The sequence below is a fragment of the Olleya sp. 1-3 genome (assembly GCF_002836085.1).
GTDB classification, from domain to species: domain Bacteria; phylum Bacteroidota; class Bacteroidia; order Flavobacteriales; family Flavobacteriaceae; genus Olleya; species Olleya namhaensis.
This window is the reverse complement of sequence record NZ_PJBW01000058.1, coordinates 210,835-237,183: the sequence shown is the minus strand read 5'-3', so window position 1 is coordinate 237,183 and position 26,349 is coordinate 210,835. Positions and strand designations below refer to the sequence as shown.

The 26,349-nt window shown below is 33.1% G+C and carries 24 protein-coding genes; 13 read left to right on the top strand and 11 right to left on the bottom strand.

Features of this window, described 5'->3' with window-relative positions:
- Window positions 1-43: 43 nt before the first annotated feature.
- From CXF54_RS14105 to CXF54_RS14085, 5 genes are all read left to right on the top strand, one after another.
- Window positions 44-1,126 (top strand): diphosphomevalonate/mevalonate 3,5-bisphosphate decarboxylase family protein, encoded by a 1,083-nt coding sequence (locus tag CXF54_RS14105; protein WP_101204002.1) that lies wholly within the window; start codon window positions 44-46, stop codon window positions 1,124-1,126.
- 29 nt (window positions 1,127-1,155) lie between these two features.
- A complete protein-coding gene (locus CXF54_RS14100) occupies window positions 1,156-2,085 on the top strand; it encodes a mevalonate kinase (RefSeq protein WP_101204001.1) in 930 nt (309 codons plus the stop codon).
- A gap of 141 nt (window positions 2,086-2,226) precedes the next feature.
- Entirely contained in the window at window positions 2,227-3,132 is a 906-nt protein-coding gene (locus CXF54_RS14095) for a geranylgeranylglycerol-phosphate geranylgeranyltransferase (RefSeq protein WP_101204000.1), read from the top strand.
- Window positions 3,133-3,136: 4 nt separating this feature from the next.
- Window positions 3,137-4,087, top strand: coding sequence for a carbon-nitrogen hydrolase family protein (locus CXF54_RS14090; protein WP_101203999.1), 951 nt, complete (start codon window positions 3,137-3,139; stop codon window positions 4,085-4,087).
- A 55-nt stretch (window positions 4,088-4,142) separates the two neighbouring features.
- Complete coding sequence (locus CXF54_RS14085) at window positions 4,143-4,997, top strand: pseudouridine synthase (RefSeq protein WP_101203998.1); 855 nt, start codon at window positions 4,143-4,145, stop codon at window positions 4,995-4,997.
- Between the two features lie 84 nt (window positions 4,998-5,081).
- On the opposite strand, the gene CXF54_RS14080 is transcribed toward CXF54_RS14085, so the two are convergent.
- The 4 genes from CXF54_RS14080 to CXF54_RS14065 form a co-directional block, all read right to left on the bottom strand.
- Window positions 5,082-5,816 (bottom strand): SDR family oxidoreductase, encoded by a 735-nt coding sequence (locus CXF54_RS14080; protein ID WP_101203997.1) that lies wholly within the window; start codon window positions 5,814-5,816, stop codon window positions 5,082-5,084.
- Window positions 5,817-5,854: 38 nt separating this feature from the next.
- Entirely contained in the window at window positions 5,855-6,655 is an 801-nt protein-coding gene (locus tag CXF54_RS14075; protein ID WP_090837743.1) for a haloacid dehalogenase type II, read from the bottom strand.
- A 49-nt stretch (window positions 6,656-6,704) separates the two neighbouring features.
- Window positions 6,705-7,307, bottom strand: coding sequence for a TetR/AcrR family transcriptional regulator (locus CXF54_RS14070; RefSeq protein ID WP_101203996.1), 603 nt, complete (start codon window positions 7,305-7,307; stop codon window positions 6,705-6,707).
- Between the two features lie 101 nt (window positions 7,308-7,408).
- Complete coding sequence (locus CXF54_RS14065; protein ID WP_101203995.1) at window positions 7,409-8,320, bottom strand: dihydrofolate reductase; 912 nt, start codon at window positions 8,318-8,320, stop codon at window positions 7,409-7,411.
- Between the two features lie 262 nt (window positions 8,321-8,582).
- Between CXF54_RS14065 and CXF54_RS14060 the strand changes: the two genes are divergently transcribed.
- Entirely contained in the window at window positions 8,583-8,879 is a 297-nt protein-coding gene (locus CXF54_RS14060) for an isoamylase early set domain-containing protein (protein WP_090837738.1), read from the top strand.
- 62 nt (window positions 8,880-8,941) lie between these two features.
- On the opposite strand, the gene CXF54_RS14055 is transcribed toward CXF54_RS14060, so the two are convergent.
- From CXF54_RS14055 to CXF54_RS14035, 5 genes are all read right to left on the bottom strand, one after another.
- Window positions 8,942-9,766 carry a thymidylate synthase gene (locus tag CXF54_RS14055; RefSeq protein WP_101203994.1) on the bottom strand — a complete coding sequence of 275 codons (825 nt, stop codon included), beginning with the start codon at window positions 9,764-9,766 and terminating at the stop codon, window positions 8,942-8,944.
- 230 nt (window positions 9,767-9,996) lie between these two features.
- A complete protein-coding gene (locus CXF54_RS14050; protein WP_232782625.1) occupies window positions 9,997-11,328 on the bottom strand; it encodes a NupC/NupG family nucleoside CNT transporter in 1,332 nt (443 codons plus the stop codon).
- A gap of 502 nt (window positions 11,329-11,830) precedes the next feature.
- Window positions 11,831-12,439, bottom strand: a complete 609-nt coding sequence (locus CXF54_RS14045; RefSeq protein WP_090837732.1) for a bifunctional nuclease family protein — start codon at window positions 12,437-12,439, stop codon at window positions 11,831-11,833.
- A gap of 114 nt (window positions 12,440-12,553) precedes the next feature.
- A complete protein-coding gene (locus tag CXF54_RS14040) occupies window positions 12,554-13,516 on the bottom strand; it encodes an electron transfer flavoprotein subunit alpha/FixB family protein (protein ID WP_101203993.1) in 963 nt (320 codons plus the stop codon).
- 81 nt (window positions 13,517-13,597) lie between these two features.
- Window positions 13,598-14,344: an electron transfer flavoprotein subunit beta/FixA family protein gene (locus CXF54_RS14035; protein ID WP_101203992.1), complete on the bottom strand. Its 747-nt coding sequence runs from the start codon at window positions 14,342-14,344 to the stop codon at window positions 13,598-13,600.
- A gap of 241 nt (window positions 14,345-14,585) precedes the next feature.
- Between CXF54_RS14035 and CXF54_RS14030 the strand changes: the two genes are divergently transcribed.
- The 6 genes from CXF54_RS14030 to CXF54_RS14005 all read left to right on the top strand — a co-directional run bounded on the left by CXF54_RS14030 (window position 14,586) and on the right by CXF54_RS14005 (window position 23,757).
- A complete protein-coding gene (locus CXF54_RS14030; RefSeq protein WP_090837726.1) occupies window positions 14,586-15,563 on the top strand; it encodes a pyruvate dehydrogenase complex E1 component subunit beta in 978 nt (325 codons plus the stop codon).
- 77 nt (window positions 15,564-15,640) lie between these two features.
- Entirely contained in the window at window positions 15,641-18,142 is a 2,502-nt protein-coding gene (locus tag CXF54_RS14025) for a DUF5686 family protein (protein ID WP_101203991.1), read from the top strand.
- 82 nt (window positions 18,143-18,224) lie between these two features.
- Window positions 18,225-19,319: a methyltransferase gene (locus CXF54_RS14020; RefSeq protein WP_317042594.1), complete on the top strand. Its 1,095-nt coding sequence runs from the start codon at window positions 18,225-18,227 to the stop codon at window positions 19,317-19,319.
- A 168-nt stretch (window positions 19,320-19,487) separates the two neighbouring features.
- Entirely contained in the window at window positions 19,488-20,015 is a 528-nt protein-coding gene (locus tag CXF54_RS14015) for an inorganic diphosphatase (protein WP_101203990.1), read from the top strand.
- A 246-nt stretch (window positions 20,016-20,261) separates the two neighbouring features.
- Window positions 20,262-22,682 (top strand): sodium-translocating pyrophosphatase, encoded by a 2,421-nt coding sequence (locus CXF54_RS14010; protein WP_101203989.1) that lies wholly within the window; start codon window positions 20,262-20,264, stop codon window positions 22,680-22,682.
- 70 nt (window positions 22,683-22,752) lie between these two features.
- A complete protein-coding gene (locus tag CXF54_RS14005; protein WP_090837718.1) occupies window positions 22,753-23,757 on the top strand; it encodes an App1 family protein in 1,005 nt (334 codons plus the stop codon).
- A gap of 101 nt (window positions 23,758-23,858) precedes the next feature.
- On the opposite strand, the gene CXF54_RS14000 is transcribed toward CXF54_RS14005, so the two are convergent.
- The gene (locus CXF54_RS14000) at window positions 23,859-24,473 is read right to left on the bottom strand and encodes a deoxynucleoside kinase (protein WP_090837716.1); all 615 of its coding nucleotides are present in this window, start codon (window positions 24,471-24,473) and stop codon (window positions 23,859-23,861) included.
- A gap of 2 nt (window positions 24,474-24,475) precedes the next feature.
- The gene (locus CXF54_RS13995) at window positions 24,476-25,255 is read right to left on the bottom strand and encodes a hypothetical protein (protein ID WP_101203988.1); all 780 of its coding nucleotides are present in this window, start codon (window positions 25,253-25,255) and stop codon (window positions 24,476-24,478) included.
- Between the two features lie 161 nt (window positions 25,256-25,416).
- On the opposite strand from CXF54_RS13995, the gene CXF54_RS13990 reads away from it, so the two are divergent.
- Entirely contained in the window at window positions 25,417-26,331 is a 915-nt protein-coding gene (locus CXF54_RS13990) for a GLPGLI family protein (protein ID WP_101203987.1), read from the top strand.
- Window positions 26,332-26,349: the final 18 nt, after the last annotated feature.

Here is a 26,349-nt window from a genome sequence, read left to right as displayed (position 1 = left end):
ATATAAAATAATAGACCTATCTTTGCTAAAACTTATAAAATAAATGAATTCAACTCGTTTTAAACTAGGTAAATACACGAATACTCTTACAAGCGGATCAGCGTCTTGGTCGTCTCCAAGTAACATTGCTTTAGTTAAATATTGGGGAAAAAAGGAACATCAAATTCCGGAAAACCCTAGTATTAGTTTCACTTTGGATGCCTGTAAAACAATTACCGAAATAAAATTTGAGAAAAGAGAAGGTGATCAATCTACTTTTTCATTTGAAGTTTTTTTAGATGATATGCCAAAACCGGATTTTCATCCTAAAATTGAAACTTTTTTCAATCGTATTGAAGCATATTTACCCTTTTTAAAAGAATTTCATTTTACAATACATACGCAAAACACGTTTCCGCACAGTTCAGGAATCGCATCTTCAGCATCAGGAATGAGTGCTTTGGCTTTGTGTTTAATGAGTATTGAAAAACAATTAAATCCTACATTATCTGATTCAGATTTTATTCAAAAAGCTTCATTTTTAGCCAGATTAGGGTCAGGAAGTGCTTGCAGAAGTTTGGAAGGTGATTTAGTTGTTTGGGGTGCACATCCAGAAATAGAAGGAAGTAACGATCTTTTTGGTGTTAAATATCCATATAAAGTACATGATAATTTTAAAAATTATCAGGATACTATTTTGTTGGTTGATAAAGGCGAGAAGCAAGTCAGTAGTACAATAGGACATAATTTAATGCATGGTCACCCCTTTGCTAAGAAACGTTTTGATCAAGCAGTAGGTAATATTTCAAAAATTAAAAACATATTAGAATCTGGAGATTTAGAAGCTTTTATTGCTTTAGTGGAGAGTGAAGCATTAACCCTTCATGCCATGATGATGACCAGTATGCCTTATTTTATATTAATGAAACCAAACACTCTAGAGATTATTAATAAAATCTGGAGTTTTAGACAAGAGACAGGTTTGCCAATCAGTTTTACATTAGATGCAGGAGCAAATGTACACGTGTTATATCCAGAAAAAGATGCAGATCAAATTTTAGAATTCATTAAATCACAGTTAGTTGCATATTGCCAAAACGGTCACTATATTTGTGATAAAATTGGTTTTGGAGCAAAACAGTCGTAACTTTATAAAATCAATGATTTAGATAGCATATGAAAGGCCCTTTATTTTATTCAAAAATTTTATTGTTCGGAGAGTACGGAATTATTAAAGACTCTAAAGGACTGTCTATACCTTATAACTTTTATAATGGTGCACTTAAAACGGAAGAAAATCCGTCTGAAGAGGCTATAAAATCTAATAAAAGTTTGAAACGCTTTGCGGACTATCTTGCAAAAGTTGATAGTGATTTGGTGGTGTTTGATATTAAAACATTAAAATCAGATGTTGAAGCTGGAATGTATTTTGACTCATCAATCCCACAAGGATATGGTGTAGGAAGTAGCGGAGCACTTGTTGCAGCTATTTATGATAAATATGCTCAAGATAAAATTACAGTTTTAGAAAACTTAACTAGGGAAAAATTATTAATTCTTAAATCGGTTTTTGCTGAAATGGAATCTTTTTTTCATGGTAAGTCGTCTGGTTTAGATCCATTAAATAGTTATTTAAGTTTACCAATTTTAATAAACTCTCAAGAAAATATTGAAGCTACAGGTATCCCCACACAAAGTAGTGATGGGCAAGGTGCTGTGTTTTTATTAGATTCTGGTATTATTGGCGAAACAGCGCCAATGGTAAGTATTTTTATGGAAAGCATGAAGCAAGAAGGGTTTAGAAAAATGCTTAAAACACAGTTTATAAAACATACAGATGCTTGTGTTGACGATTTCTTAAAAGGCGATATAAAATCGTTGTTTAAAAATACCAAGCAATTATCTAAAGTGGTGCTAAATAATTTTAAACCGATGATTCCTGCTCAGTTTCATGAGTTATGGAAAAACGGAATCGAAACTAATGACTACTATTTAAAACTTTGTGGTTCTGGTGGTGGAGGTTATATTTTAGGTTTTACACCAGATATTAAAAAAGCAGAACAAGCACTAAAGGACTATAAATTAGAAGTCGTTTATAATTTTTAAAATTAATTTGAGATGGAAACAACGTTAAATGATTTTTCAATAGGTTTATTTTTAATGCAAATACTTGGTTTTCTTTTGAGTTTTGCCATTTTATTTATTGTTTATAAGGTTTTAAGAAAATTCTTATCAAATAAATAATTAATGTTTACCAGAAAACAAAAACATCTTTACTTAAAGTTTTTTAGTATGTTTTCTGTAGTTAGAGGCTATAATATTCTTATTATAGTTATTGCTCAGTACTTAGCATCTATTTATATCTTTGCATCCGATAAACCATTAAAACAAGTATTGTTTGATGTTAATTTATTAATGCTAGTTTTAGCCACAGGAGCTGTTATTGCAGGTGGTTATATCATCAATAATTTTTACGATTCTGAAAAGGACTTAATTAATAGGCCTAATAAGACAATGTTAGATAAGTTGGTTAGTCAAAATACTAAGTTGTCTTTCTATTTTGTGCTTAATTTTTCAGCAGTTGTTATGGCTAGCTACGTTTCTTTTAAGCCCGTATTATTCTTTTCATTTTACATATTCGCTATTTGGTTTTATTCGCATAAGTTAAAAAAGAGACCTATTGTTGGTAATATTGTTTCGGCTATTCTAACCTTGACACCTTTTTTTGTCATTTTTGTGTACTACTACAATTTCAAGTCAGTTATTTTGGTACACGCCACCTTTTTATTTCTTATAATTTTTATAAGAGAGTTAACTAAAGATTTAGAGAATATAAAAGGAGATCTGACTTTAAACTATAGAACCGTACCCATTGTTTATGGCGAAAAAATGTCCAAAAAAATAATATCGTTTTTAGTTATAGCAACCTTATTTCCGGTGTATTTTTTAATTACCAGATTTGATATAGGACAGATGTACCTCTATTTTTACATGTGCGAAATTTTATTAATTATTTATCTAGTACTACTTTGGAGATCAAGCACAAAGACACAATACTTGTGGCTTCATAATATTTTAAAATTTATTATTGTAGCAGGTGTTTTTAGTATCTTGTTAATTGATATTGATTTAGTTTTAAACCGAATACTTTAAAAACATGGAACACACTTTAAAAGTGGCTATAGCCCAAATTACACCTGTACTTTTAAATAAACTAGAAACACTTAAAAAAGTAGAACAATCTATAATTGATGCAGCACATGTTGGATCAGAATTAATTGTTTTTGGAGAAGCTTTAGTGCCAGGTTATCCGTTTTGGGTGGCATTAACTGGGGGAGCAGAATGGGATACTAAAGTTAATAAAGAGTTGCATGCGACGTATGTTAAAAATTCTATCCAGATAGAAGCGGGAGAGTTAGATCGTATTTGTGATCTTGCTAAAACTAACAACATTGCGGTTTATTTAGGTATTATGGAACGCGCCAAAAATAGAGGCGGTCATAGTATTTATGCTTCTCTTGTATATATTGACGCTACAGGAGTTGTTAAATCTGTGCATAGAAAATTACAACCAACCTATGATGAGCGATTAACTTGGGCGCCTGGTGACGGTAACGGTTTGCAAGTGCATCCTTTAAAACAATTTACAGTAGGAGGTCTAAATTGTTGGGAAAATTGGATGCCATTACCAAGAACTGCATTATATGGTTTAGGGGAAAATCTTCATATTGCTGTTTGGCCTGGAAGTGATCATAATACTAAAGATATCACTCGTTTTATTGCAAGGGAATCAAGAAGTTATGTGATTTCGGCTTCAAGCCTTATGACTAAAAAAGATTTTCCTGAAAGTACACCGCATTTAGATACCATTTTAACTAATGCTCCGGAGGTGTTAGCTAATGGTGGAAGTTGCATTGCTGGACCTGATGGCGAATGGATTATTGAACCTGTTTTGCATAAAGAAGGCTTGATTACTGCGACTTTAGATTTTAATCGCGTGTTGGAAGAACGTCAGAATTTTGACGTTGTTGGACACTACTCTAGACCAGATGTTACCAAGCTAACAGTGAATAGACAAAGACAATCTACAGTCGAGTTTAACGATTAAGAATCTTTTTAATTTATAATCAAAAAAACATTGTAAATTTGCACAAAATTATATCATGAGTAAAGCACGCGAAGGAAAGGACAAAGGAAAAGGGAAAGCTAAGCCAAGAGCACCTTTTAGACCTAAAAAAAGAGGGAAAGATGTTGCCGATGAGTCATCTAAGCCTGCTTTTGATAAAAAACCTGGACAGAAAAGAGTTTCTATTCCAGGCGAAATACGTTTAAATAAATACGTTGCCAATTCTGGTATGTGTTCTCGTAGAGAAGCAGATCAGCATATTGCAATGGGATTAGTGTCTGTTAACGGTAAAGTAGTCGTTGAAATGGGCTATAAAGTAAAGTTAGAAGACGAGGTGCGTTACGATGGAGCAAGAATAAATCCAGAAAAAAAGGCTTACGTTTTATTAAACAAGCCAAAAGGATTTGCAACTACTACTAGTGACCAGAAAGGTAAAACGGTAATGGATTTAGTCGGTAATTCTACAAGTTCTAGAATTAAACCAATTGGACGTTTAGGACGTAACTCTACCGGGTTATTGTTGTTTACTAATGACGAAAAAGTTGTTGCTCGTTTTACAAATTCTAATAAAGGAGTTGAGCGTTTATTTCATTTAGAGTTGGATAAAAACTTAAAAATGGAAGACATGAAGAAGATTAGAGAAGGATTTAAAGTAGAAGGTAAATCTGTAAAAGTTGAAGAAATTGACTACGTAAATAATACTAAAAACGAAGTTGGTGTAAAAATAAAGAATACAGGTAATACTATTTTACATACTATTTTTGAACACTTAAAATATGAGTTAGTAAGAATAGATTGTGTACAGATAGCACATTTAACTAAAAAAGATATTCCTAGAGGTAACTGGAAAATTTTAACGGAACAAGAAGTTAACACACTTAAGATGTTATAATAACAGTTTATAATCTTAGATTATAAAATCATATAAAAAAAGCAAAATTCTAATATTAGAATTTTGCTTTTTTTGTTTAATCAATTATACTAAAGCACCATTGGCGCCAATAACTTGACCTGAGATCCATTTGGAGTCATCACTAGCTAAAAACAAAACGACTTTAGCGATGTCTATTGGTTTTGCTAGTCTGTTAAAGGCATTCATGCTACTTAGTTTATCTATAAATTCTTGTGATTTTCCTTTTAAAAACAACTCAGTTTCTGTAGCGCCTGGGGCAATTGCATTTACGGATATTCCTCTTCCAATTTCTTTTGAAAATACGCGCGTTATTTGCTCTACAGCAGCTTTAGAAGCCGAGTAAAGGGCGTAGGTTGGAAACATTAATTTTACTGTGCTTGATGAAACGTTTATAATAATTCCATTATCGGCTAACTTACTGTCTGCTTCTTGTAGCGTATTAAAGACACCTTTAACATTGATGTCAAACTGCTTATTAAAATCGTCTTGTGTGTTATCCTTGATTTTTTTTGAAATCATAACACCTGCATTGTTTATTAAAACATCAATTTTACCATATTGCGCTATAGCTTGATCAAATAATCTAGTAACATCTTCTCTGTTACTTACATCTGCTTTTATCGCTATAGCCTCGCCGTTATTGTCTTTTATACTTTGTACAGTAGCCCAAGCTTCTTTTTCACTATTTGAATGATTTACAATAATTTTAGCGCCGTTTTTAGCTAATAATTGTGCTATTTCTTTACCAATTCCTCTAGAAGAACCAGTAACTATGATGACTTTGTTTTCTAATGTCATGTGTTTTGGTATTATGAGTTATTAATTTAGGATGATACTTATTTTAAAGCTATTAATTGATCTGTAATTAAAGCTAAATCTGAGGCTATAATTTCGGGCTTTTCTGCTAATGGATATAATTGTGCTCCTGGTCTACTAATAAATGCACCACGCCAATTGGCCCAAAGTGCTCCTGCAATATCCCAACCATGGGCAGCAACTAACAGGCATTCTTCAGGTTTTATTTGCATTTTTCTTGCGGCCCAAATGTAAGCATCTACGTGTGGTTTAAATTTACCGATGTCTTCTACACTTAGTCTTTCATCAAAATAATTTAATAAGCCTGAGTTTTTAAATTGTGTTTCTACACCTTTATTAGAAGAGTTTGTAAAAGATACCAATTTGTAACCTGCATCCTTTAATTTTTGTAAACTAGCTTTTACTTCAGGATGTGCTGGTAATGATCTTATAGGGCCTAGGATAGAAGCTTTAGCTTGTGCTTCGGTTAACGTAATTCCGTTGTTGGCAGCTACCATTTGTAGGGCAGCAGCACCTATAATACCAAAATCGTTATATTGGTTTCCAACTGTACTTACTAAGGAGTATTGTAACATGGTTGTAAACCAAAGGGATAATAAATCTTTTCGGCCACCTAACACTTGCCCCACACTATCTTTCATAGCGGTAAGATCTAATAACGTCTCGTTGACATCAAAAAATAAAACTTTAGGTCTTTGGGCTATTGTTATAGTGTCTTGTGTATTTTTAGTTGATGTTGAGAAGGCTAGGTGGGGCGCTACTAAACTTGCTAATGCTGCCTTTTTAATAAAATCTCGTCTTTTGTTTTGTTCTTTCTTCATATATAATTATTTAAAACATACTACATGGTATGTTTTGTTTTAAAAAAAATTACGCTTTAATTTGTTTTAGGTATAAGGATAATCCATCGATATATTGGTCTAGAATATCATCAGTATCATACAGCTTTCTGATGCCACGTATCCCTTCAAAAGCACTTATTAAATACACGGCTATAGCTTTACTTGACAGTGTTTTACTAATGGTGTTTTCTTTTTGCCCTCTATCTATTAAGGTTATTAATGCCGCTTTCCAATCCTCAATAATACGTCGTAAAGCTAATTGGTAGGCAACTTCAAGATCACCAACTTCATTTATAAAATTATTCATGGGACAACCATGCTGTTTGTCGTAAACTGGAAAGGATTTTAGGCGGTATAAAAACGTAGTCTCTAAAATCTGTAAAGCATTACCAGATTGGTACAATGGTGTAATCATACCATTGTAAACACGTTGTTGCACTTTTAGACTTATGACTGCTAGCCCAAGTTCTTTTTTGTTTTTGTAATGATGATAAAAAGCACCTTTAGTCAACTTTGTTGCTTTCATTATCTTATCTACGCTAGTGGTTTTAAAACCATTTTCGTAAAATAATGTAAACGACTTGTCTAAGATTATTTGTTTGGTAAGTTCTGATTTTTCGTTTTGCAACATGTTACAAATGTATATTTAAAAGATACTAAGAGGTATGTTTTTGGTGTTAAATTTAAACTAAAGTTAGATTACCCTTTTTTTTAATTAAATTTTAGAGTGAATTAATCTCTTTGATAAGTTACAAATGAAAACTCAAAGTCATGGTTTTCGTCTTTGGTATGAAAGGTATTTGCAGTTTCTTTCCAAACAGATAGATCAATCTCCGGAAAGAATGTGTCTGCATCAAAATTTGAATGTACACGAGTTAATTCAAGTTTAGAAGCATAGGGCATAGCTAGTTTGTAAATTTCTCCACCCCCAATAATAAATGGTTGAGCATCATCTTTAGCTAAGGCAATAGCAGCTTCTATATTGTTTACTACAATAACACCTTCAGGTACTTTATAGTCAGACTGTCTTGAAATTACAATATGTGTACGGTTAGGTAATGGCTTTGGAAAGCTCTCAAATGTCTTGCGCCCCATGATTATATGATGACCAGAAGTTAATGCTTTAAAGCGCTTTAAATCATCACGTAAATGCCAAATTAAATCGTTGTTTTTACCAATTTCATTATTCTCACCTGCAGCAACAATCATGGTTAGATTGTTAATCGCTTTAGTTTGTTGCGCTTTAAAAACTTCACTTTTTGCAAGTGTTAAATCTTCTTTCTCCACTTGTAGTTTTAATTTTTCAATTCTGACCTTCTGCTTAGTGACTAGTTTTGCTAATTGTTGTTCTTCCCATTCTTTACTCATAAATTTTGAAGTTACAAAGACACTAAATAAATGATATAAAAAGAAAAACAGCCAAGCCATAATAGCAAATACAAACCAATCAATTCCAAAAAATTTGGTTTCTTTTCCTATTCCTAAAACGGTGTTTGCTACTATTAAAAATACAGCACCAATTAAGAAGATTACAAAATGCGCATACAAACGCTTTTTTTGCTTAATTCTACGCTGAGCATTTTTAATTAATTCTAATTGCTCTTTATCTATTTGAGGTTTTTCTTTTTTCTTTATTCCGAACATAGGTCGCTATTATTATGTAAAGTTAATGAATTTATGAGATTTGCTTTTAATATTTGTAGACGAAATCGATATAGTTTGATTATCAATTGTTTACAACTGTTTTTGTGTTAATAATATTAACAATTTATTGCCGTTAAATTAACGAAATAGATGTTTTTAGGCAGTAATTTTAGTAATCTCATAAAAGTTTAAAATTAGTTATTTTTTATTTTGATGGCTGAAAAAATCTTATCTAATTTTGAACCTTTAAAACACTTATATTATGGCTATTAAGAAACAATTTTTGAAAAGTAAACCAGTTTGTAAAGTAACTTTTACTGTTCCGGCAGCAGAAGCAAAGCAAGTTACTGTTGCAGGTAATTGGAATGAATGGAATACTGAAGCAGAACCATTAAAAAAGTTAAAAAACGGAACCTTTAAAGGGACTGTAAACCTAGAAGCAGGTCAGGCTTACGAGTTTAAATATGTTGTTGATGGACAATGGCAGAATGACGTGGAAGCAGATGGGTATGCTTGGAATGATTATGCTGCTGCAGATAATAGTGTGATAAACTTATAAAAACAAATAGAGCGCTTAATTATTAAGCGCTCTATTTGTTTTTGTAATTAAAAGGATACTGTTTAAACTGCCACAGCACCTTTGATATGCGGATGTGGGTTATAGTTTTCTAATTTGAAATCTTCAAATTTAAAATCAAAAATATCCTTTACATCAGGATTAATTGTCATTGTTGGTAATGGTCTTACCTCTCTAGATAGTTGTAATTCCAGTTGCTCAAAATGGTTGCTATAAATATGTGCATCTCCAAAAGTGTGTATAAAATCACCAGCTTCATAACCACAAACTTGTGCAATCATCATAGTAAACAAGGCATAAGAAGCAATATTAAAAGGGACTCCTAAAAAGGTGTCTGCACTACGTTGGTATAGTTGACAAGATAATTTGCCATCTGCTACGTAAAACTGGAAAAAGGCATGACACGGTGGTAATGCAGCTTTTCCATTAGCAACATTCTCAGAAAAACTTTTGGAATTGTCTGGTAAAACAGACGGGTTCCATGCAGACACTAACATACGTCTACTATTAGGATTGTTTTTTAAGGTGTCTATAACGTCTTTAATTTGGTCAATCTCATCACTATTCCAATTTCTCCATTGGTGTCCGTAAACAGGTCCTAAATCACCATTTTCATCAGCCCAAGAATTCCATATTTTAACGCCATTTTCAGTAAGGTAGTTGATGTTTGTATCTCCTTTTAAAAACCAAAGTAACTCATAAATAATAGATTTTAAGTGTAGTTTCTTGGTTGTTACCATCGGGAAACCTTTACTTAAGTCAAAACGCATTTGATAACCAAAAACGCTTTTTGTTCCAGTGCCTGTACGGTCTCCTTTTTCGTTTCCATGTTCTAATATGTGCTTAACTAAGTCGTGATATTGTTTCATATAGTGTAGTTCTGTGATGGCAGAATGTTTTTAATTAAGTGTTAGTTACTATAATTTTTACTATAAACTATTTCAGCAAAATTAATAAAAACAATTTTAATTTTGGATTGCTCGAAATATATTGAAGTTTGTTTTTGATATTTTAAAATTTAAAAGCTCATATTATTTGTTTAATATGAGCTTTTAAGTATTTTTTTGTTAAAATAAAATATCTGAAATTCTAGTGATTATTATCCAATAATCATACCTGCAATAGTTGCAGATATTAGTGATGCTATAGTACCTCCAAGTAGTGCTTTCATCCCGAATTTAGACAAAGTTTTACGTTGTCCTGGCGCTAAAGACCCAATACCTCCAATTTGAATTCCAATAGAGGCAAAGTTAGCAAAACCACAAAGCATATAAGTTGCCATAATTATCGATTTTTCGTACATTAAATGTGTTGAATTGGCTGCGTTTTTTAAATCTGCTAGTTGGATATATCCAATAAATTCACTTGCTGCTAATTTTATACCTAATAGTTGCCCCATAAGCGCCATATCTTCATAAGCTACACCAATTAGCCACATTAAAGGAGCGAACATGTAACCAAGAATTAATTCAAGAGATAGTGCGCTATATGCTGTGTTTTCTGCAATCCAAGTGTTTAAAGATGTAACTGCTCCTACCCACCCTAAAATACCGTTAAACATAGCTATAAATGCAACGAATACTAATAGCATTGCACCAACGTTAACCGCTAATTTTAAACCTTCAGTTGTTCCATTTGCTATAGCATCTAAAATATTAGATCCTATTTTATCTTGCGACACCTCTACATCTGTATTGACATCTTCAGTTTGTGGAAAAAGTATTTTTGAAATTACGATAGCACCCGGAGCTGCCATAACAGAAGCTGCTAATAAGTGTTTTGCGTAAAATAATCTTAAAGCTTCATCATCACCACCTAAGAAACCTATGTAAGCAGCTAGTACAGCTCCTGCTACTGTTGCCATACCTCCAATCATAACTAAAAGCATTTCTGACTTATTCATTTTCTCGAGATAAGCCTTTATTAGAAGAGGTGCTTCGGTTTGTCCTAAAAAGATATTTCCTGCAACACTTAAACTTTCTGCTCCAGAAATTTTAAGCGCTTTAGATAATAACCAAGCCATAGCTTTAACCACTTTTTGAATTACCCCTAAGTAGAATAAAAGAGACGTTAAAGCAGAGAAAAACAGAATAGTTGGAAGTACTTGAAAGGCGAAAATAAAACCATAAGAATTGATGTCAATAACACCACCAAATAGAAACTCGCTTCCTGCTCTTGTAAAATCTAATATATTAACAAAGACTTTTCCTATAGCTTCAAAGATGTCTTTTACAAAACCTATTTTTAAAACGCAAACAGCGATTAATAGTTGAAAGGTTAAACCAATACCAACAACTTTCCAATTTATACCTCTTCGGTTGCTACTAAATAAAAAAGCGACAGCTATCAGAGAGAACATCCCTAAGATACCCTTCCAAATACTAGTAAAAGTGTATCCTGTACTTTTTATTATAGTATCTTGACTAGTGATTTGTTGTAAAAAGTTTGGATGTGTTTTGGAAACAAATGTTAGTACTTCGTTGTCTCCTTTTTTTAATTTTAAATCGGTTTCAGAGATTTCTAAAATAGTATAATAAACGTCAACCGTAGTTGGTACTTTTTGTTTAAAAACAAGAAGTTTATTATTTTGTAAATAATATCCCTTATTAAAGCTATTATTTAATATTGATATATAGTCTCCACTATCAAAAAACTCGATAAACTCTTTACCTTTTGTGAAAGTAATATTTGATTGTATTTTATCTGGAAATTTATTTAAGTTTTCATAAATAACATGACTCGTTAACTGCCAAGCTTGTAATTTATGGTCTTTTTTTACGTTTTGAAGATTTTCAGTTGTTATTATTGATCCTGTGCTAAGATTCAATGAATCTAGGGTTGTTGTTTCTTTTAGTTGTTCTTGAGCTGAAATAGTATGTAAACTAAAAAAAACAGAAATAACTGTTATAAAAAAATATTTCATTGTAAAGGGATTATCGTTTAGAGATTTCATCTCTGATTTTAGCTGCTTTTTCGTAATCTTCATTAGTTACAGCTTCGTCTAAAAGGTTGTGTAGTTCTTCTGTTGTTTTAGAAAAATAATCGTCTTGTTCGTCTTCTAATTCAAACTCTTCGTTTATTATATCTTCAACAAGGATGTTATCTGGATCATTTTCTTGTGTAGGGTCAACCTTTAGGTATATTCCGGCTTTGTCCAGTATGTTTTTATATGTAAAAATTGGCGCTTTAAAACGTAAGGCTAATGCAATAGCATCGCTAGTTCTAGCATCAATAATTTCTTCGATTTTATCGCGCTCGCAAATTAAAGAGGAGTAAAATACACCATCTACTAATTTATGAATAATAACTTGTTTAACCACAATATCAAAACGATCTGCAAAGTTTTTAAATAGGTCGTGGGTGAGTGGTCTTGGTGGTCTAATTTCTTTTTCTAATGCTATAGCAATAGACTGCGCTTCAAAAGCACCAATAACAATTGGTAATTTACGATCGCCATCAACTTCGTTTAAAATAAGTGCATACGCACCATTTTGTGTTTGGCTGTAAGAAATACCTTTTATATTTAATCGGACTAAACTCATAGTGTATAAAAAACAAAGAACCGTTTAAATTAGGACTTTACCAAACTACGATAAGTAGTTTTTGTACATAATTTAAACAGTCCTTTGTTAATAAGAACTTAATTTTATAAAAACTTAGGCGTTTGCTGCCTTAAATGCTTTTAACTTTTCTATTAATTGTGGTACCACTTCAAAAGCATCTCCAACAACTCCATAATCTGCTGCTTTAAAGAAAGGTGCTTCTGGATCTGTGTTAATAACCACTTTTACTTTAGAGGCATTAATACCTGCTAAATGTTGTATTGCACCAGAGATTCCGATTGCAATATATAAGTTTGATGCTACTGGTTTTCCTGTTTGTCCAACGTGCTCACTGTGTGGTCTCCATCCTAAGTCAGATACGGGTTTAGAACATGCTGTTGCTGCTCCTAAAACATCTGCTAACTCTTCAATCATTCCCCAGTTTTCTGGTCCTTTCATTCCACGTCCTGCAGATACTACTATTTCAGCATCAGCAATAGTTACTTTGTCTGTTGCTTTATCTACAGACTCTACAGTTACTCCTGTAGCAGGTAAGCTTGGTGCAAAATCTTCCGCAGCAGCGCTAGCACTTTTTTCTACTAATCCAAAAGAGTTATTAGAAACACCAACAATTTTTACATCTGTATCAATTGTAGTTAAATTAAACGCTTTGTTTGTAAATGCTGTACGCTTTACTGTAAAAGGAGCGGTAGATGATGGCGCTTCCATAACATTAGAGGCGTAACCAGCTTCTAAAGCTACTGATAATATAGGTGCTAAATACTTGCTATCTGCACTTTGACTTACTATTACAACTTTAGCATCTTCGTTTTTTGCTGCTTGTGCAATTGCAGAAGCATAAGATTTTGCATTAAAGTTGTTTAAAGAAGCATCTGATATTTTTAATACCTTATCTACTCCGTATTGTCCTAATTCTGAAACATCATTTGCATTAACTGTTACAGCTGTTACAGTTGTTCCCATTTGGTCGGCAACTGCTTTTGCATAAGATGCTACTTCTAGAGCTGTTTTTTTAAAGGCTCCGTTTTCTGATTCTGTATATACTAAAACTGACATAATTTTTTATTTTAAAAATTAAAACTCCAAAGCTATATTCCAAAGTTTGATTTCTTGGAATACGGAATTTTAATATTGGATTTATATTACTTTAGCTTCGTTGTGAAGTAAGTTAACTAACTCATCTAAATTATCAGCAGCAACTAAAGTTACCGCACCTTTTGGAGTAGGTTTTTCAAATTTAACAGAAGACGTTTCAACAGACGCGCCAACTGGTTCAACAACAGTTAATGGTTTTTTTCTTGCCATCATAATCCCTCTCATGTTTGGGATACGTAAATCACTTTCTTCAACTAAACCTTTTTGACCACCAATAACTAAAGGTAATGCAGTAGCAACCGTTTCTTTACCACCATCAATTTCTCTTACAGCTTTAGCAGTTGTGCCATCCACATCTAAGCTAATACAGTTTGTTACAAAATTTGCGTCAATCATTTCTGCGATCATACCAGGTACCATTCCACCGTTATAATCAATAGACTCACGACCAGCAATTACTAAGTCGTAACCACCTTCTTTTACTACGTTAGCAATTTCTTTAGCAACTTGGTACCCATCTTTAGCTTCCGTATTAACTCTAATGGCAGTATCTGCACCAATAGCTAAAGCTTTACGTAAAGTAGGTTCAGTTTCTGGTCCTCCAACATTTATAACATCTACAGATGCACCTTGTTTTTCTTTAAACCACATAGCACGTGTTAAACCAAATTCGTCGTTTGGATTAATTACAAATTGTACTCCAGTTGTGTCAAATTTTGAATCTCCATCTGTAAAATTAATTTTTGATGTCGTATCTGGTACATGACTAATACACACTAAAATTTTCATATTATTTTTGTTTTATGAGTTCTGTTACGTTAGATGCAATCAACTATAACGATATAGTTTGTCTAACTTTTATTTAATTTTTGATAAATTTAAGTCTTTAAAAATCCGCTTAAATCTTACGGACACGAAGATAATTATTTTATTTCGAAAAAATACTATGCGTGCATAGTAAATTTTAAATAATTCTGTAGTTAAAAGTTTTTCATTTATTGTTATTTTTGCTTTTCAAATTATTATTTAGATGAAGACAATTCAATTTAGAGAAGCTATATGTGAAGCCATGAGTGAAGAAATGCGCAGAGATGAAAGCATTTACTTAATGGGAGAAGAAGTAGCAGAATATAATGGTGCATATAAAGCATCAAAAGGGATGTTAGATGAGTTTGGTGCAAAACGTGTTATTGATACACCGATTGCCGAGCTTGGATTTGCTGGTATTGCTATAGGTTCTACCATGACAGGTAACAGACCAATTGTAGAATACATGACGTTTAACTTTTCGTTAGTTGGTATTGATCAAATTATAAATAACGCTGCTAAAATTAGACAAATGTCTGGTGGACAATTTAATTGTCCTATTGTATTTAGAGGTCCTACAGGAAGTGCAGGACAATTAGGTGCAACACACTCTCAGGCTTTTGAAAACTGGTTTGCAAATACACCAGGTCTAAAGGTAGTAGTACCTTCAAATCCGTATGATGCTAAAGGTTTATTAAAATCTGCAATTCGTGATAACGATCCTGTGATCTTCATGGAAAGTGAGCAAATGTATGGTGATAAAGGAGAAGTGCCAGAAGGAGAATACACAATCCCATTAGGAGTTGCTGAGATAAAAAGAGAAGGTACAGATGTAACAATCGTATCTTTTGGTAAGATTATTAAAGAGGCTTACATCGCAGCAGAGCAATTAGCTAAAGATGGTATTTCTTGTGAGATTATCGATTTACGTACAGTACGTCCAATGGATAGAGAAGCCATTGTTAAATCTGTAAAGAAAACAAACCGCTTAATAATTTTAGAAGAAGCATGGCCATTTGGAAACGTTGCGACTGAAATTACTTATTTGGTACAAAGTGAAGCATTTGATTATTTAGATGCTCCAATTATAAAAATAAACACTGCAGATACACCTGCACCTTACTCTCCAGTATTATTAGCAGAATGGTTACCGGACCATACAGATGTTATTACTGCTGTTAAAAAAGTAATGTATAAATAAAAAAATAGTATTTTCTATTTATTAAAAGCTTCATTAGCACGATTGTTGATGAAGCTTTTTGTATTAAATGCCTAAATATGAATAGTAAACTTTTTTGCCTCTTTTTTATCTTCGGAAGTCTTTTTGCAATCGCACAAACTAAGGTCAGTGGTGTTGTTTTTGACGAGTTTGATCAGCCAATATCTTTTGCAAATGTCGTTTTTAAAGGATCGTCTGTTGGTGTTATTACCAATGAGGAAGGTCGTTTTTATCTTGAAGACGAAAACACATGGGATACCATTGTAGTCTCTTTTATTAGTTTTGAAACACAAGAAATTAAGCTTGAGAAAAAAGTTAATTACGATTTAAAGTTTATTCTAAAAGAAGAAGTTGCTGCACTTGACGAAGTCTTTATTGTATCAGGTAAGCAGTCTAAAAAAAATAACCCAGCAATTGATATTCTTAGAAAAATCTGGGCTAATAAACGTAGTAACGGTTTAAAAAAGTACAAACAATACCAGTATGATAAGTACGAGAAAGTAGAGTTTGACCTTAATACAGTGGACAGCACCTTAATGGAAAGTAAACTGTTTAGAGGTATGGAGTTTGTTTTTGATCAAGTGGATACGTCTAAAGTTACAGGTAAAACGTATTTACCAATGTTTATTAACGAGTCGTCTAGCGAGGTCTATGGAGATAATATAACCAAGGCAAAGCGTGATATTTTAAAAGGAAATAAAAACTCAGGGTTTAGTAATAATCAAATTATTATTGACTTTGTGGATGACTTATATTCAGAATACGATGTGTATGATAATTACCTTAAGTTTTTTGATAAAAGTTTTACTAGTCCAATTTCCAGAACAGGAATTCAGACCTATAACTACGTATTAGCAGATAGTAGTTATATAGATAATAAATGGTGTTATAATATTATTTATTATCCAAGACGTAAAAACGAATTAACTTTTAAAGGCGATTTTTGGGTTGCAGATACCACCTTTGCAATTAAGGAAATTAATATGCAGGCTTCTAAAAGTGCCAACATAAACTGGGTAAAAGAAATTTATATAGAACAAGAGTTTGAGGTCTTAAACGACTCGGTGTTTTTAATAAAGCGTGATTACTTTATGAGTGATTTTGCTTTTAATAAAAAAGAAAAATCAAAAGGTATTTATGGTAAGCGTACTACATTGTACGATAACTATAAGTTTGATCAAGAAAAAGACACTAAGTTTTATAAAGAAAAAGTATTCAGTTTTGATGAAGATATCTATAATCAAAACGATAGTTTTTGGGACCAAAACCGAATGGAAACCTTAAGTAAGGACGAAAAAGGCGTATACGTCATGTTGGACTCTTTAAAAAACACTCAAAAATTTAAACGCCTATATAACTTAGGAAGTATACTAGCTTCGGGTTATGTAGAGTTTCCTCAGCTTAATTTAGATTATGGTCCGATCTTTTCAACATTTGGTTATAATGAAGTGGAAGGAGTAAGGTTAAGAGCAGGCGGACGTACTTATTTTGGGCAAAACGATTTATGGCGTATTGAAGGATTTACAGCCTACGGGTTTAGAGATAATAAGTTTAAATATGGTCTATCAGGTAAATGGTTACTTGATAAGCGTAGTCGTTTAATTATCTCTGGAGGTAACCGTCGTGATGTGGAGCAAATTGGAGCTAGTTTAACCACTAGTACTGATGTTTTAGGGCGAAGTTTAGCCAGTAGCTCCGTAGTTGGGACAGGGACAAATGATAAATTAACTAACTTAAATTTAAGTACATTATCTATCGAAGCTGAGCCTTTTAGAAATGTAATTACTCGCTTAAGCGGAAGTTATAGAACTTTGGAATCTGCCTCTCAAACATTTAGTTTAGATTATTTTACAGATGCCACACAAACAGCAACTAAATCTGAAGTTAAGCAATACGAAACAGCCTTTTCTATGTCTTATTTTCCAAAACGTGAAATGACAGGGTATGGAGTAGAGCGTCGTACTAAAAACGATGATTTTGCAAGGCTATTTGCTCAAGTAACTGTTGGAGATAAAAGTGTTTTAAATAGTGATTTTGATTATACAAGATTACAATTTTCTTACACCCAACCATGGGCTTTAGGAGGTTATGGTCGTTTATATACTACTATTGAAGCAGGAAAAACATTTGGGGAAGTGCCATTAGGATTACTTAGCGTTGTGCCAGGTAATCAAAGTTATTTTTCAATATATAATACGTTTTCAAACTTAGATTTTTACGAGTTTGTTACGGATGAATATGCAACATTGCATATTGAGCATAACTTTAACGGACGTTTATTTTCTCGTATTCCATTTCTTAAAAAGTATAATTTAAGAGCTATTGTTGGAGCAAGAGGCGTTATTGGAGATGTTTCTCAGGAAAATAGAGATATTAATGCGTCAGGTTTAGTTTATAGAGCACCAAAGACTGAAGCGTATTATGAGTATAGCGTTGGTGTAGGTAATATTTTTAAAGTCTTTAGAATAGACTTTAATTTTAGAGGTAACTATTTGGATCCAGTAACTAATCCAGATGCTAGAAAATTTGGTATTACCGGTAGTTTTGGTTTCTACTTCTAAAAACCAAATAGTAAATTATTGATTTCAATCTTACGTCTTGCGTGCTGTTGTAGTTTGCAAAACGTTTCAATTTAAAATATATATGGCTGTATCAAAAGCAGAAGTAAATGGCATGTCAGAGTTAACTCTAAATAAGCCAGAAATAATTGTTTCAGATAAACAGTTAATGTTATTTAGTAAAGGAACAGATGTTAGATTAACAATAAAAACATTAGAAGCTGGTCATCCTGTATTAATAACAGCATTTTATAGTAATGGATTAACACTATTAAAGGAGTTAAAAGTTTACTTACATAAAAAGTTGCCTAATAAGTCTTTTAAAGAGCAACGCGAATACAGAGCGCAATATAAAAAATTGTCTAGCTTAATTTTGATCGAAATTGTTGATTATAAATTAGCAGTCAAAAAAGCACCAGCTATTGGTTGGTTAGAAAAATTATATCCAGAAGCTAGTCGTTTTTTATTGCCTTTTGTACAAGTCCAAGGACTTAACAGTGCATGGCAATGGTATGAAAATGGTGTAAACATTCCTGTGTTACGTAATAAAATACATCCTTATTTTGGGACGTACTTTCCAACGCGTTATGATCATTTAATTTTATTTGACAATTGGTTAAAGCGTTATGAAGGACCAAAAAAATCCGCAATTGATGTGGGAATTGGAAGTGGTGTGTTATCACTGCAAATGGTAAAACACGGTTTTCAAAAAGTACATGGTACGGATACTAATCCTAATGCTATTTTTGGATTAAACGAATCTATTAAGGATACCAAGTTGTCTAGAAAAATTACGTTGGAATACGCTAATCTTTTTGGAACACATGAAAAGCAAACGGAGCTGATTGTTTTTAACCCACCGTGGTTACCAACGTCTAGTCGTTTAAATAGGTTAGACGAAGCTATATATTATAACGAAAGTTTGTTTCCTGACTTTTTTGAAAGTGCAAAACAACGTTTATTGCCAGACGGTAAGTTAGTCTTATTGTTTTCAAACCTGGCTCAGATAACAGAAGTAACTAAAGCACACCCTATAGAAAAGGAATTAGCAGAAGGTGGACGCTTTGAGTTAGAAAAATGTTTAAAACGTAAAGTTAAATTGGCTTCTGATAAAACAAAAAGAGATCAACATTGGCGTGCTTTAGAAGAAGTAGAACTGTGGGTTTTAAAGCCTATATAACTGGTTGTTTTTGACTTAGTCTAAATTGAAAATAGGATAAAAATAGTGTTGTTGGCAAAAATCAAAACGTTTCTCTTGCCAATACCTAAATAATCTCGTACTTTCGCATCCCGAAAAAGTAAAAATTAATATTTAAATTCCGCTTGACGGAAACTAAAAATAAAGAATATGAGTCCAGGAGGAAAATTAACATTTGATGTATTAATAGAGATACCAAAAGGAAGCAGAAATAAATACGAATACGATTTTGAATTAAATAAAATCCGTTTTGACCGTATGTTATTTTCTTCAATGATGTATCCAGGAGATTACGGTTTTATTCCAGAAACATTAGCATTAGATGGTGATCCATTAGATGTTTTAGTTATGGGAACTGAGCCAACTTTTCCAGGTTGTGTAATGGAGGTTAAGCCAATTGGTGTATTCCACATGGCTGATGAAAAAGGACCAGACGAAAAAATTATTTGTGTACCAACTACAGATCCAATTTGGAATAGCTACAACGATATTGACGATTTAAATCCTCACAGAGTTAAAGAAATCACTCACTTTTTTCAAGTATATAAGGACTTAGAAATGAAAAAAGTAGATATCGGAGCATGGGGTGATGCAAAAGAAGCCTATGAGATTTTAAATAAATGTGTTGAGCGTTATGAGAATAGCGAGCATAAGACAAATGGTAATTTTACTATCTAAGACGTAAATTTATCCAAAATATTAAACCCCTTTTACTGCAAAGTAAAAGGGGTTTTTGTTTTGTACAAGTATTTGTATTAGTAATCTGATAATATAAAGTCAATTTATTTCATGTTTTTGATGTTTAATTGGTTTTTAAATTATTGATAATATAATTTTAATGTTAAAAAATTATCATTTTAATATTTTTGTTTCTGTTTGATTTGTTACTTTAGCAATACTTAACAACCTAATAAACAAACTTATATGGAATCAATGATGATATATATGCCTATTGCTATGGCAATTTTGGGCTTAATTTACATGATTATTAAACAATCTTGGGTAATGAAGCAAGATGCCGGAGATGGCAAGATGAAAGAGATTTCGGATCACATCTACCAAGGGGCTTTAGCTTTTTTAAATGCCGAGTATAGATTGCTTTCAATTTTTGTGGTTATAGTAAGTGTCTTACTTGCTGTAGTTGCGTATTTTGTACCCACTACTAGTTATTTAATAGTAATTGCTTTTATCTGCGGGGCTATTTTTTCTGCTTTTGCGGGAAATATAGGTATGAAGATCGCAACCAAAACTAACGTTAGAACAACTCAGGCAGCAAAAACAAGTCTACCAAATGCTTTAAAAATATCTTTTGGAGGCGGTACAGTAATGGGACTTGGTGTTGCAGGATTAGCTGTTTTAGGGTTGACTGCCTTTTTTATAATATTTTACAAATTTGTATTTATGCCAGATGGCTGGACCAATACAGATGATATGACGCTTGTATTAGAGACTTTAGCAGGGTTTTCTTTAGGTGCAGAGTCAATTGCTTTGTTTGCTCGTGTTGGTGGCGGTATTTATACTAAAGCAGCCGATGTTGGTGCTGATTTAGTTGGTAAGGTAGAAGCTGGTATACCAGAAGATGATCCTCGTAATCCAGCAACTATTGCAGATAATGTTGGTGACAATGTTGGAGATGTAGCAGGTATGGGAGCTGATTTATTTGGATCTTATGTTGCAACAGTACTAGCAGCAATGGTATTGGGTAATTATGTGATTAAAGATATGGGAGGAAATATAGATGATGCTTTTGGAGGTATTGGACCAATTTTATTACCAATGTCTATTGCTGGTGTCGGAATTATTATTTCTATTATAGGAACTTTATTAGTTAAAATAAATAGTAATGAGGCTAAGGAGTCCGAAGTAATGGGCGCTTTAAATCGTGGTAATTGGGTATCTATTGCATTAGTAGCAGCAGCTTGTTATGGATTAGTAACTTGGATGTTACCAGAAACTATGCAAATGAACTTTTTTGGAGAAGGTACTATAGAAGTGTCCTCTATGCGTGTATTTTATGCGACATTAGTTGGGCTATTTGTTGGTGCGGTAATATCATCTGTAACGGAGTATTATACAGGATTAGGCAAAAAGCCGATTTTAAAAATTGTACAGCAATCAAGTACTGGAGCAGGAACAAATATAATTGCAGGTTTAGCTACGGGAATGATTTCTACATTTCCATCGGTATTATTATTTGCAGCAGCCATTTGGTCGTCTTATGCATTAGCAGGATTTTATGGTGTTGCTTTAGCTGCCTCTGCTATGATGGCTACAACAGCTATGCAATTAGCAATTGATGCTTTTGGTCCAATATCTGATAATGCCGGAGGTATTGCAGAAATGAGTGAGCAAGATCCAATTGTAAGAGAGCGTACAGACATATTAGACTCGGTCGGTAACACAACAGCTGCAACAGGAAAAGGGTTTGCTATCGCATCCGCAGCATTAACATCGTTAGCGTTGTTTGCTGCTTATGTAACGTTTACAGGAATTGACGGTATAAATATTTTTAAAGCACCGGTTTTAGCAATGTTATTTGTTGGAGGAATGGTGCCTGTTGTGTTTTCGGCTTTAGCCATGAATGCGGTTGGTAAAGCAGCTATGGAAATGGTAGAAGAAGTACGACGCCAATTTATAGAAATCCCTGGTATTATGGAAGGTACTGGAAAGCCAGAATATGATAAATGTGTGGCTATATCTACTAAAGCGTCTTTAAAAGAAATGATGTTACCGGGGTTATTAACTATTGGATTTCCGTTGGTGATAGCTTTTGTGCCATTGCTTTTTGGAATGCATCATTTGGCTGTTGCCGAAATGTTAGGAGGTTATATGGCAGGTGTTACTGTTAGCGGTGTTTTATGGGCTATTTTTCAAAACAATGCTGGTGGTGCTTGGGATAATGCAAAAAAGTCTTTTGAGGCTGGTGTAGAGATTAATGGAGAAATGACTTATAAAGGAAGTGATGCACATAAAGCTGCTGTTACTGGAGATACAGTTGGTGATCCGTTTAAAGATACGTCTGGACCTTCGATGAATATTTTAATAAAACTAACGTGTTTAATTGGGTTGGTGATTGCACCAATTTTAGGTGGTCATGCTGATACAGGTGTAGCGCATGCGGAAGACGTTACTATTGAAAAACAAATGGTTGCAGACAGTAATGTGGCTGAAGCTGTTATAACATATACTATTGTGGTTAATGGAGCAACGGTTGTTAAAACGGAAACCTTTAAGGGTGTTAAGACTGACGTCGAAACTAAAATAAAAGCGTTTGAAGCCGATAATAATGCACGTATTGAGGCGGATAAGAAAATTATTAAATCGGTAAATGTCAAAAAGGGCTAACTGTATTAAAATTATAAATTTTACGCCTGCTAATAACATTAGCAGGTTTTTTTTATGCTATATTTGAGTAATGAGTTGGTTTAAGAAAGATCCCTTACAAATTATTTCGTTTTTGAGTTATGGTACGCCCAGCCATTTGTACCATCGCGGTCGTGCGTTGGAAGACGAAACTATTGACTTAGACCAAAAAAGTATGTTTAATCTTGTTTTGAATACGTGGAAACGATTTGAAACCGACGAAATAAAACATACAAGACTTAAAATTACACTTCCTAATAATCAAGTATTTTACACTGAAACGGATAAGGATGGCTATTATAAAATAGATGAAGCTATTTCTGATTTTGGTGATTTTATAAACACGGAAGGTTGGTTAAATTTTGAGGTGTCTTATGATGATGCGTCTTTAAAACGAACAATACAAAGCCAGAATAGATTCCGAGCAGAGTTGTTGATACCTAATCAGGATTCTGACTTTGGTGTTATTAGCGATATTGATGATACTATTTTGCACACTGGTGTGGTGTCTGTTTTAAAATGGCGTGTGTTGTATAATACATTTTTTAAACATGCTCAAAATAGAATTCCGTTAGAAGGTGCAGCAGATTTTTACCATAAATTGCATAAAGGGCCTACTAATAAAAAGGCGAATCCTATTTTTTACGTAAGCCATAGTCCATGGAATTTATACCGTTATTTAGAGTTTTTTTTAAGAACTAATAATTTTCCTAAAGGCCCAATTTTATTGAGGGGTTTTAGTACTATTTTTAAAAAGAAAACGCCTGATAGTAAGCCTGAAAAACAGTTAGAGATTGAAAATATTTTAAAGACGTATCCTAAGTTATCTATTATTCTAATAGGTGATAGTGGAGAGCATGATCCTGATATTTATCTACAACTTGTAAATGCTTATCCTGACCGTATTAAAGCAGTATATTTAAGAAGTGTTAATGATAAGAAGAAAACCAAGCGGGTAAAAAGTTTACTTAGTCATTATAAGCAAACTCCAGTGTTATTGGTAAATTCTAGTAAAGAGGCTATAGTCCATGCTAGAAGTCATGGTCTTATTAAATAAGCCCGCGTTAGCGATGGAAATGGCATCCTTTTTTTGCTGCCACAAATGGCAAAAAAAGATATAATGTACAGCGCGACCCTTGTGGTAACGCCCAAAACGATCTAGAATAAACCGTTTATTTCTGCGTCTATTTTATTGATAATAATACCTAAGTCTTCAGGATTTGCAACAAAGTCCATATTGTCTACATCAATAACTAATAAATTACCTTTTGTGTAACCATGTATCCAAGCCTCGTAACGCTCGTTAAGTCTGCTTAGGTAATCTATGCTTATTGAGTTTTCGTAATCACGTCCACGTTTGTGTATTTGAGACACCAAATTTGGGATAGAACTGCGTAAGTAAATTAATAAATCAGGACTGGCAACAAAACCTTCCATTAGATCAAAAAGGGATTTGTAGTTTTCAAAATCACGATTGGTCATTAAACCCATAGCGTGCAGGTTAGGAGCAAATATGTGTGCATCCTCATAAATAGTCCTGTCTTGTATGATGTCTTTTCCACTTTCGTGAATTTGAGAAACCTGTCTAAAACGACTGTTTAAAAAGTAAACTTGCAGGTTAAAACTCCAACGTTCCATCTGATTATAAAAATCGTCAAGGTACGGGTTGTCTACAACGTCTTCTAATTGCGCCTCCCAGTTAAAGTGTTTGGCTAATAATTTAGTAAGCGTCGTTTTTCCTGCGCCTATGTTTCCTGCTATGGCAACGTGCATAGTTAGTCTGTTTTAAGTTGGTATTGAAATAGTGATTTACGATTGTAAATATACAGGATTTGATTGGTTACAAAAAACTGACTTATTAACATATTTGGTAATTTAATAGGTATCAGTGTTTTGGTTTTGTGATTATAAAAAATTAAACCGTTTTGGTTTTTAATTATTAGGTTTTCGTTGGAGGCTTTGATGCTTGAATAGCCATCGTTTTTGATTTTGTAAACAACACTTCCAAAATAATTATAACAATACAGGTTGTTTTCTGTCAATAACCAGCAGTAATTGTAATTACTTGTTATGTCTAAAACCTTTGAGGCTACGGGTATGGTTTTATAACGTGTGGTTTGTGTTTTGTAATCGTATAATTCTAAATACTGAAAATCTTGGTTAAATAACCAAACAGTATTATCAAAACCGGTAGTTACATGCGATACGTTTTTGTAGTCTTGTAATGCGTTAAAGTCTATTTTAGAGACTTCGGCTAATCTATTATCTAATATAATTACAGTGTTTAGGTCTGCATAAAACACGTTTATTTTTAACGGATTAAAAGTGTGTGCGGTGGTTATTTTGCCTAACTGAAAATTACTGTAGTTTATAGTATTGCCATCTTGGCTTTTTATAAGCGTATTGTCCTTTATGTAATAGAGGCTTTCAAAATTATTTTTAGAAATAAATTGATCGGCATCTAGACTGTCCTTTTGGACTAAAGTCGTGCTTATCGCATCTTGAGCGTATAAGGGAAATGATAAAATACAGAATAATATTAGTATTGCCTTCATGGACTACCAATGTACAAAAACTAAACCAAATGTGTATCAGAAAACATATTTAGAGGACTATTGTTTTTGCTAATTTAATTTTTAACACTTTTAGATTAAACCATTATCTTTTTTTGAGGTCTAATGGACGTATTACCCTTATAAATTTAAAATCTATTACAATGAAACTAAAAACTACTATTAAAAATCTGGCTATTCTAGTGGTCATGATTATGTCATCAAATGCGTTTGCACAAGATGGTTTTCAAGGTCAAGCTATTTATATGTCAAAGACAACTGTTGATATGGATAGTTTTGGTGGACGTGAGATGAGCCCTGAACGTAAGAAGTCTATTATGGAGCGTATGAAGAGTATGCTTGAAAAAACATTTATTCTAGATTTTAATAAAACAGAATCTATGTATAAAGAAGACGAAGCTTTAGAGGCACCAAGTGGAGGTAGAGGTGGATTTAATATGGGTGGTATGTCTGCAGGAACGGTATATAAAAATGTTAAAGACAATCAATTATTGCAAGATCAAGAGTTTTTTGGTAAGCAGTTTTTAATTAAAGATAGTTTAGTCAAGTTAGATTGGAAAATGACTGGCGAGTCTAAGCAAATTGGTAAGTATACTTGTTTTAAGGCTACTGCGACTAAAAAGGTTGATGCTGCCGATTGGACCAACATGAGAAGAAGAGGTGGTGATAGAGGAAAAAAAGAGGCTGATAAAAAAGAAACTGCAGAGGTTAAAAGTGATAGCACAAAAGCAGATGCGCCAAAAGATCCTTTTGAAGATATAGAAATCCCTAAAGAAGTTGAGGTTGTTGCTTGGTATACTATGGATATCCCTGTAAGCGCTGGTCCTGGAGAATATTGGGGGCTTCCTGGCTTAATCTTGGAGGTTAATTCTGGTAGAACTACCATTTTATGTACTAAAATAGTCATGAATCCTTCTGATAAAAACGAAATCAAAAAACCTACTAAAGGTAAAGAAGTTACTATGGAAGCGTATCAAGACATTGTAAAGAAAAAAATGGAAGAGATGCGCGAGATGTTTAGATCACGTGGAGGAAGAGGCGGAGGACGTCGTAATTAATTTTTTAGTACATAACCC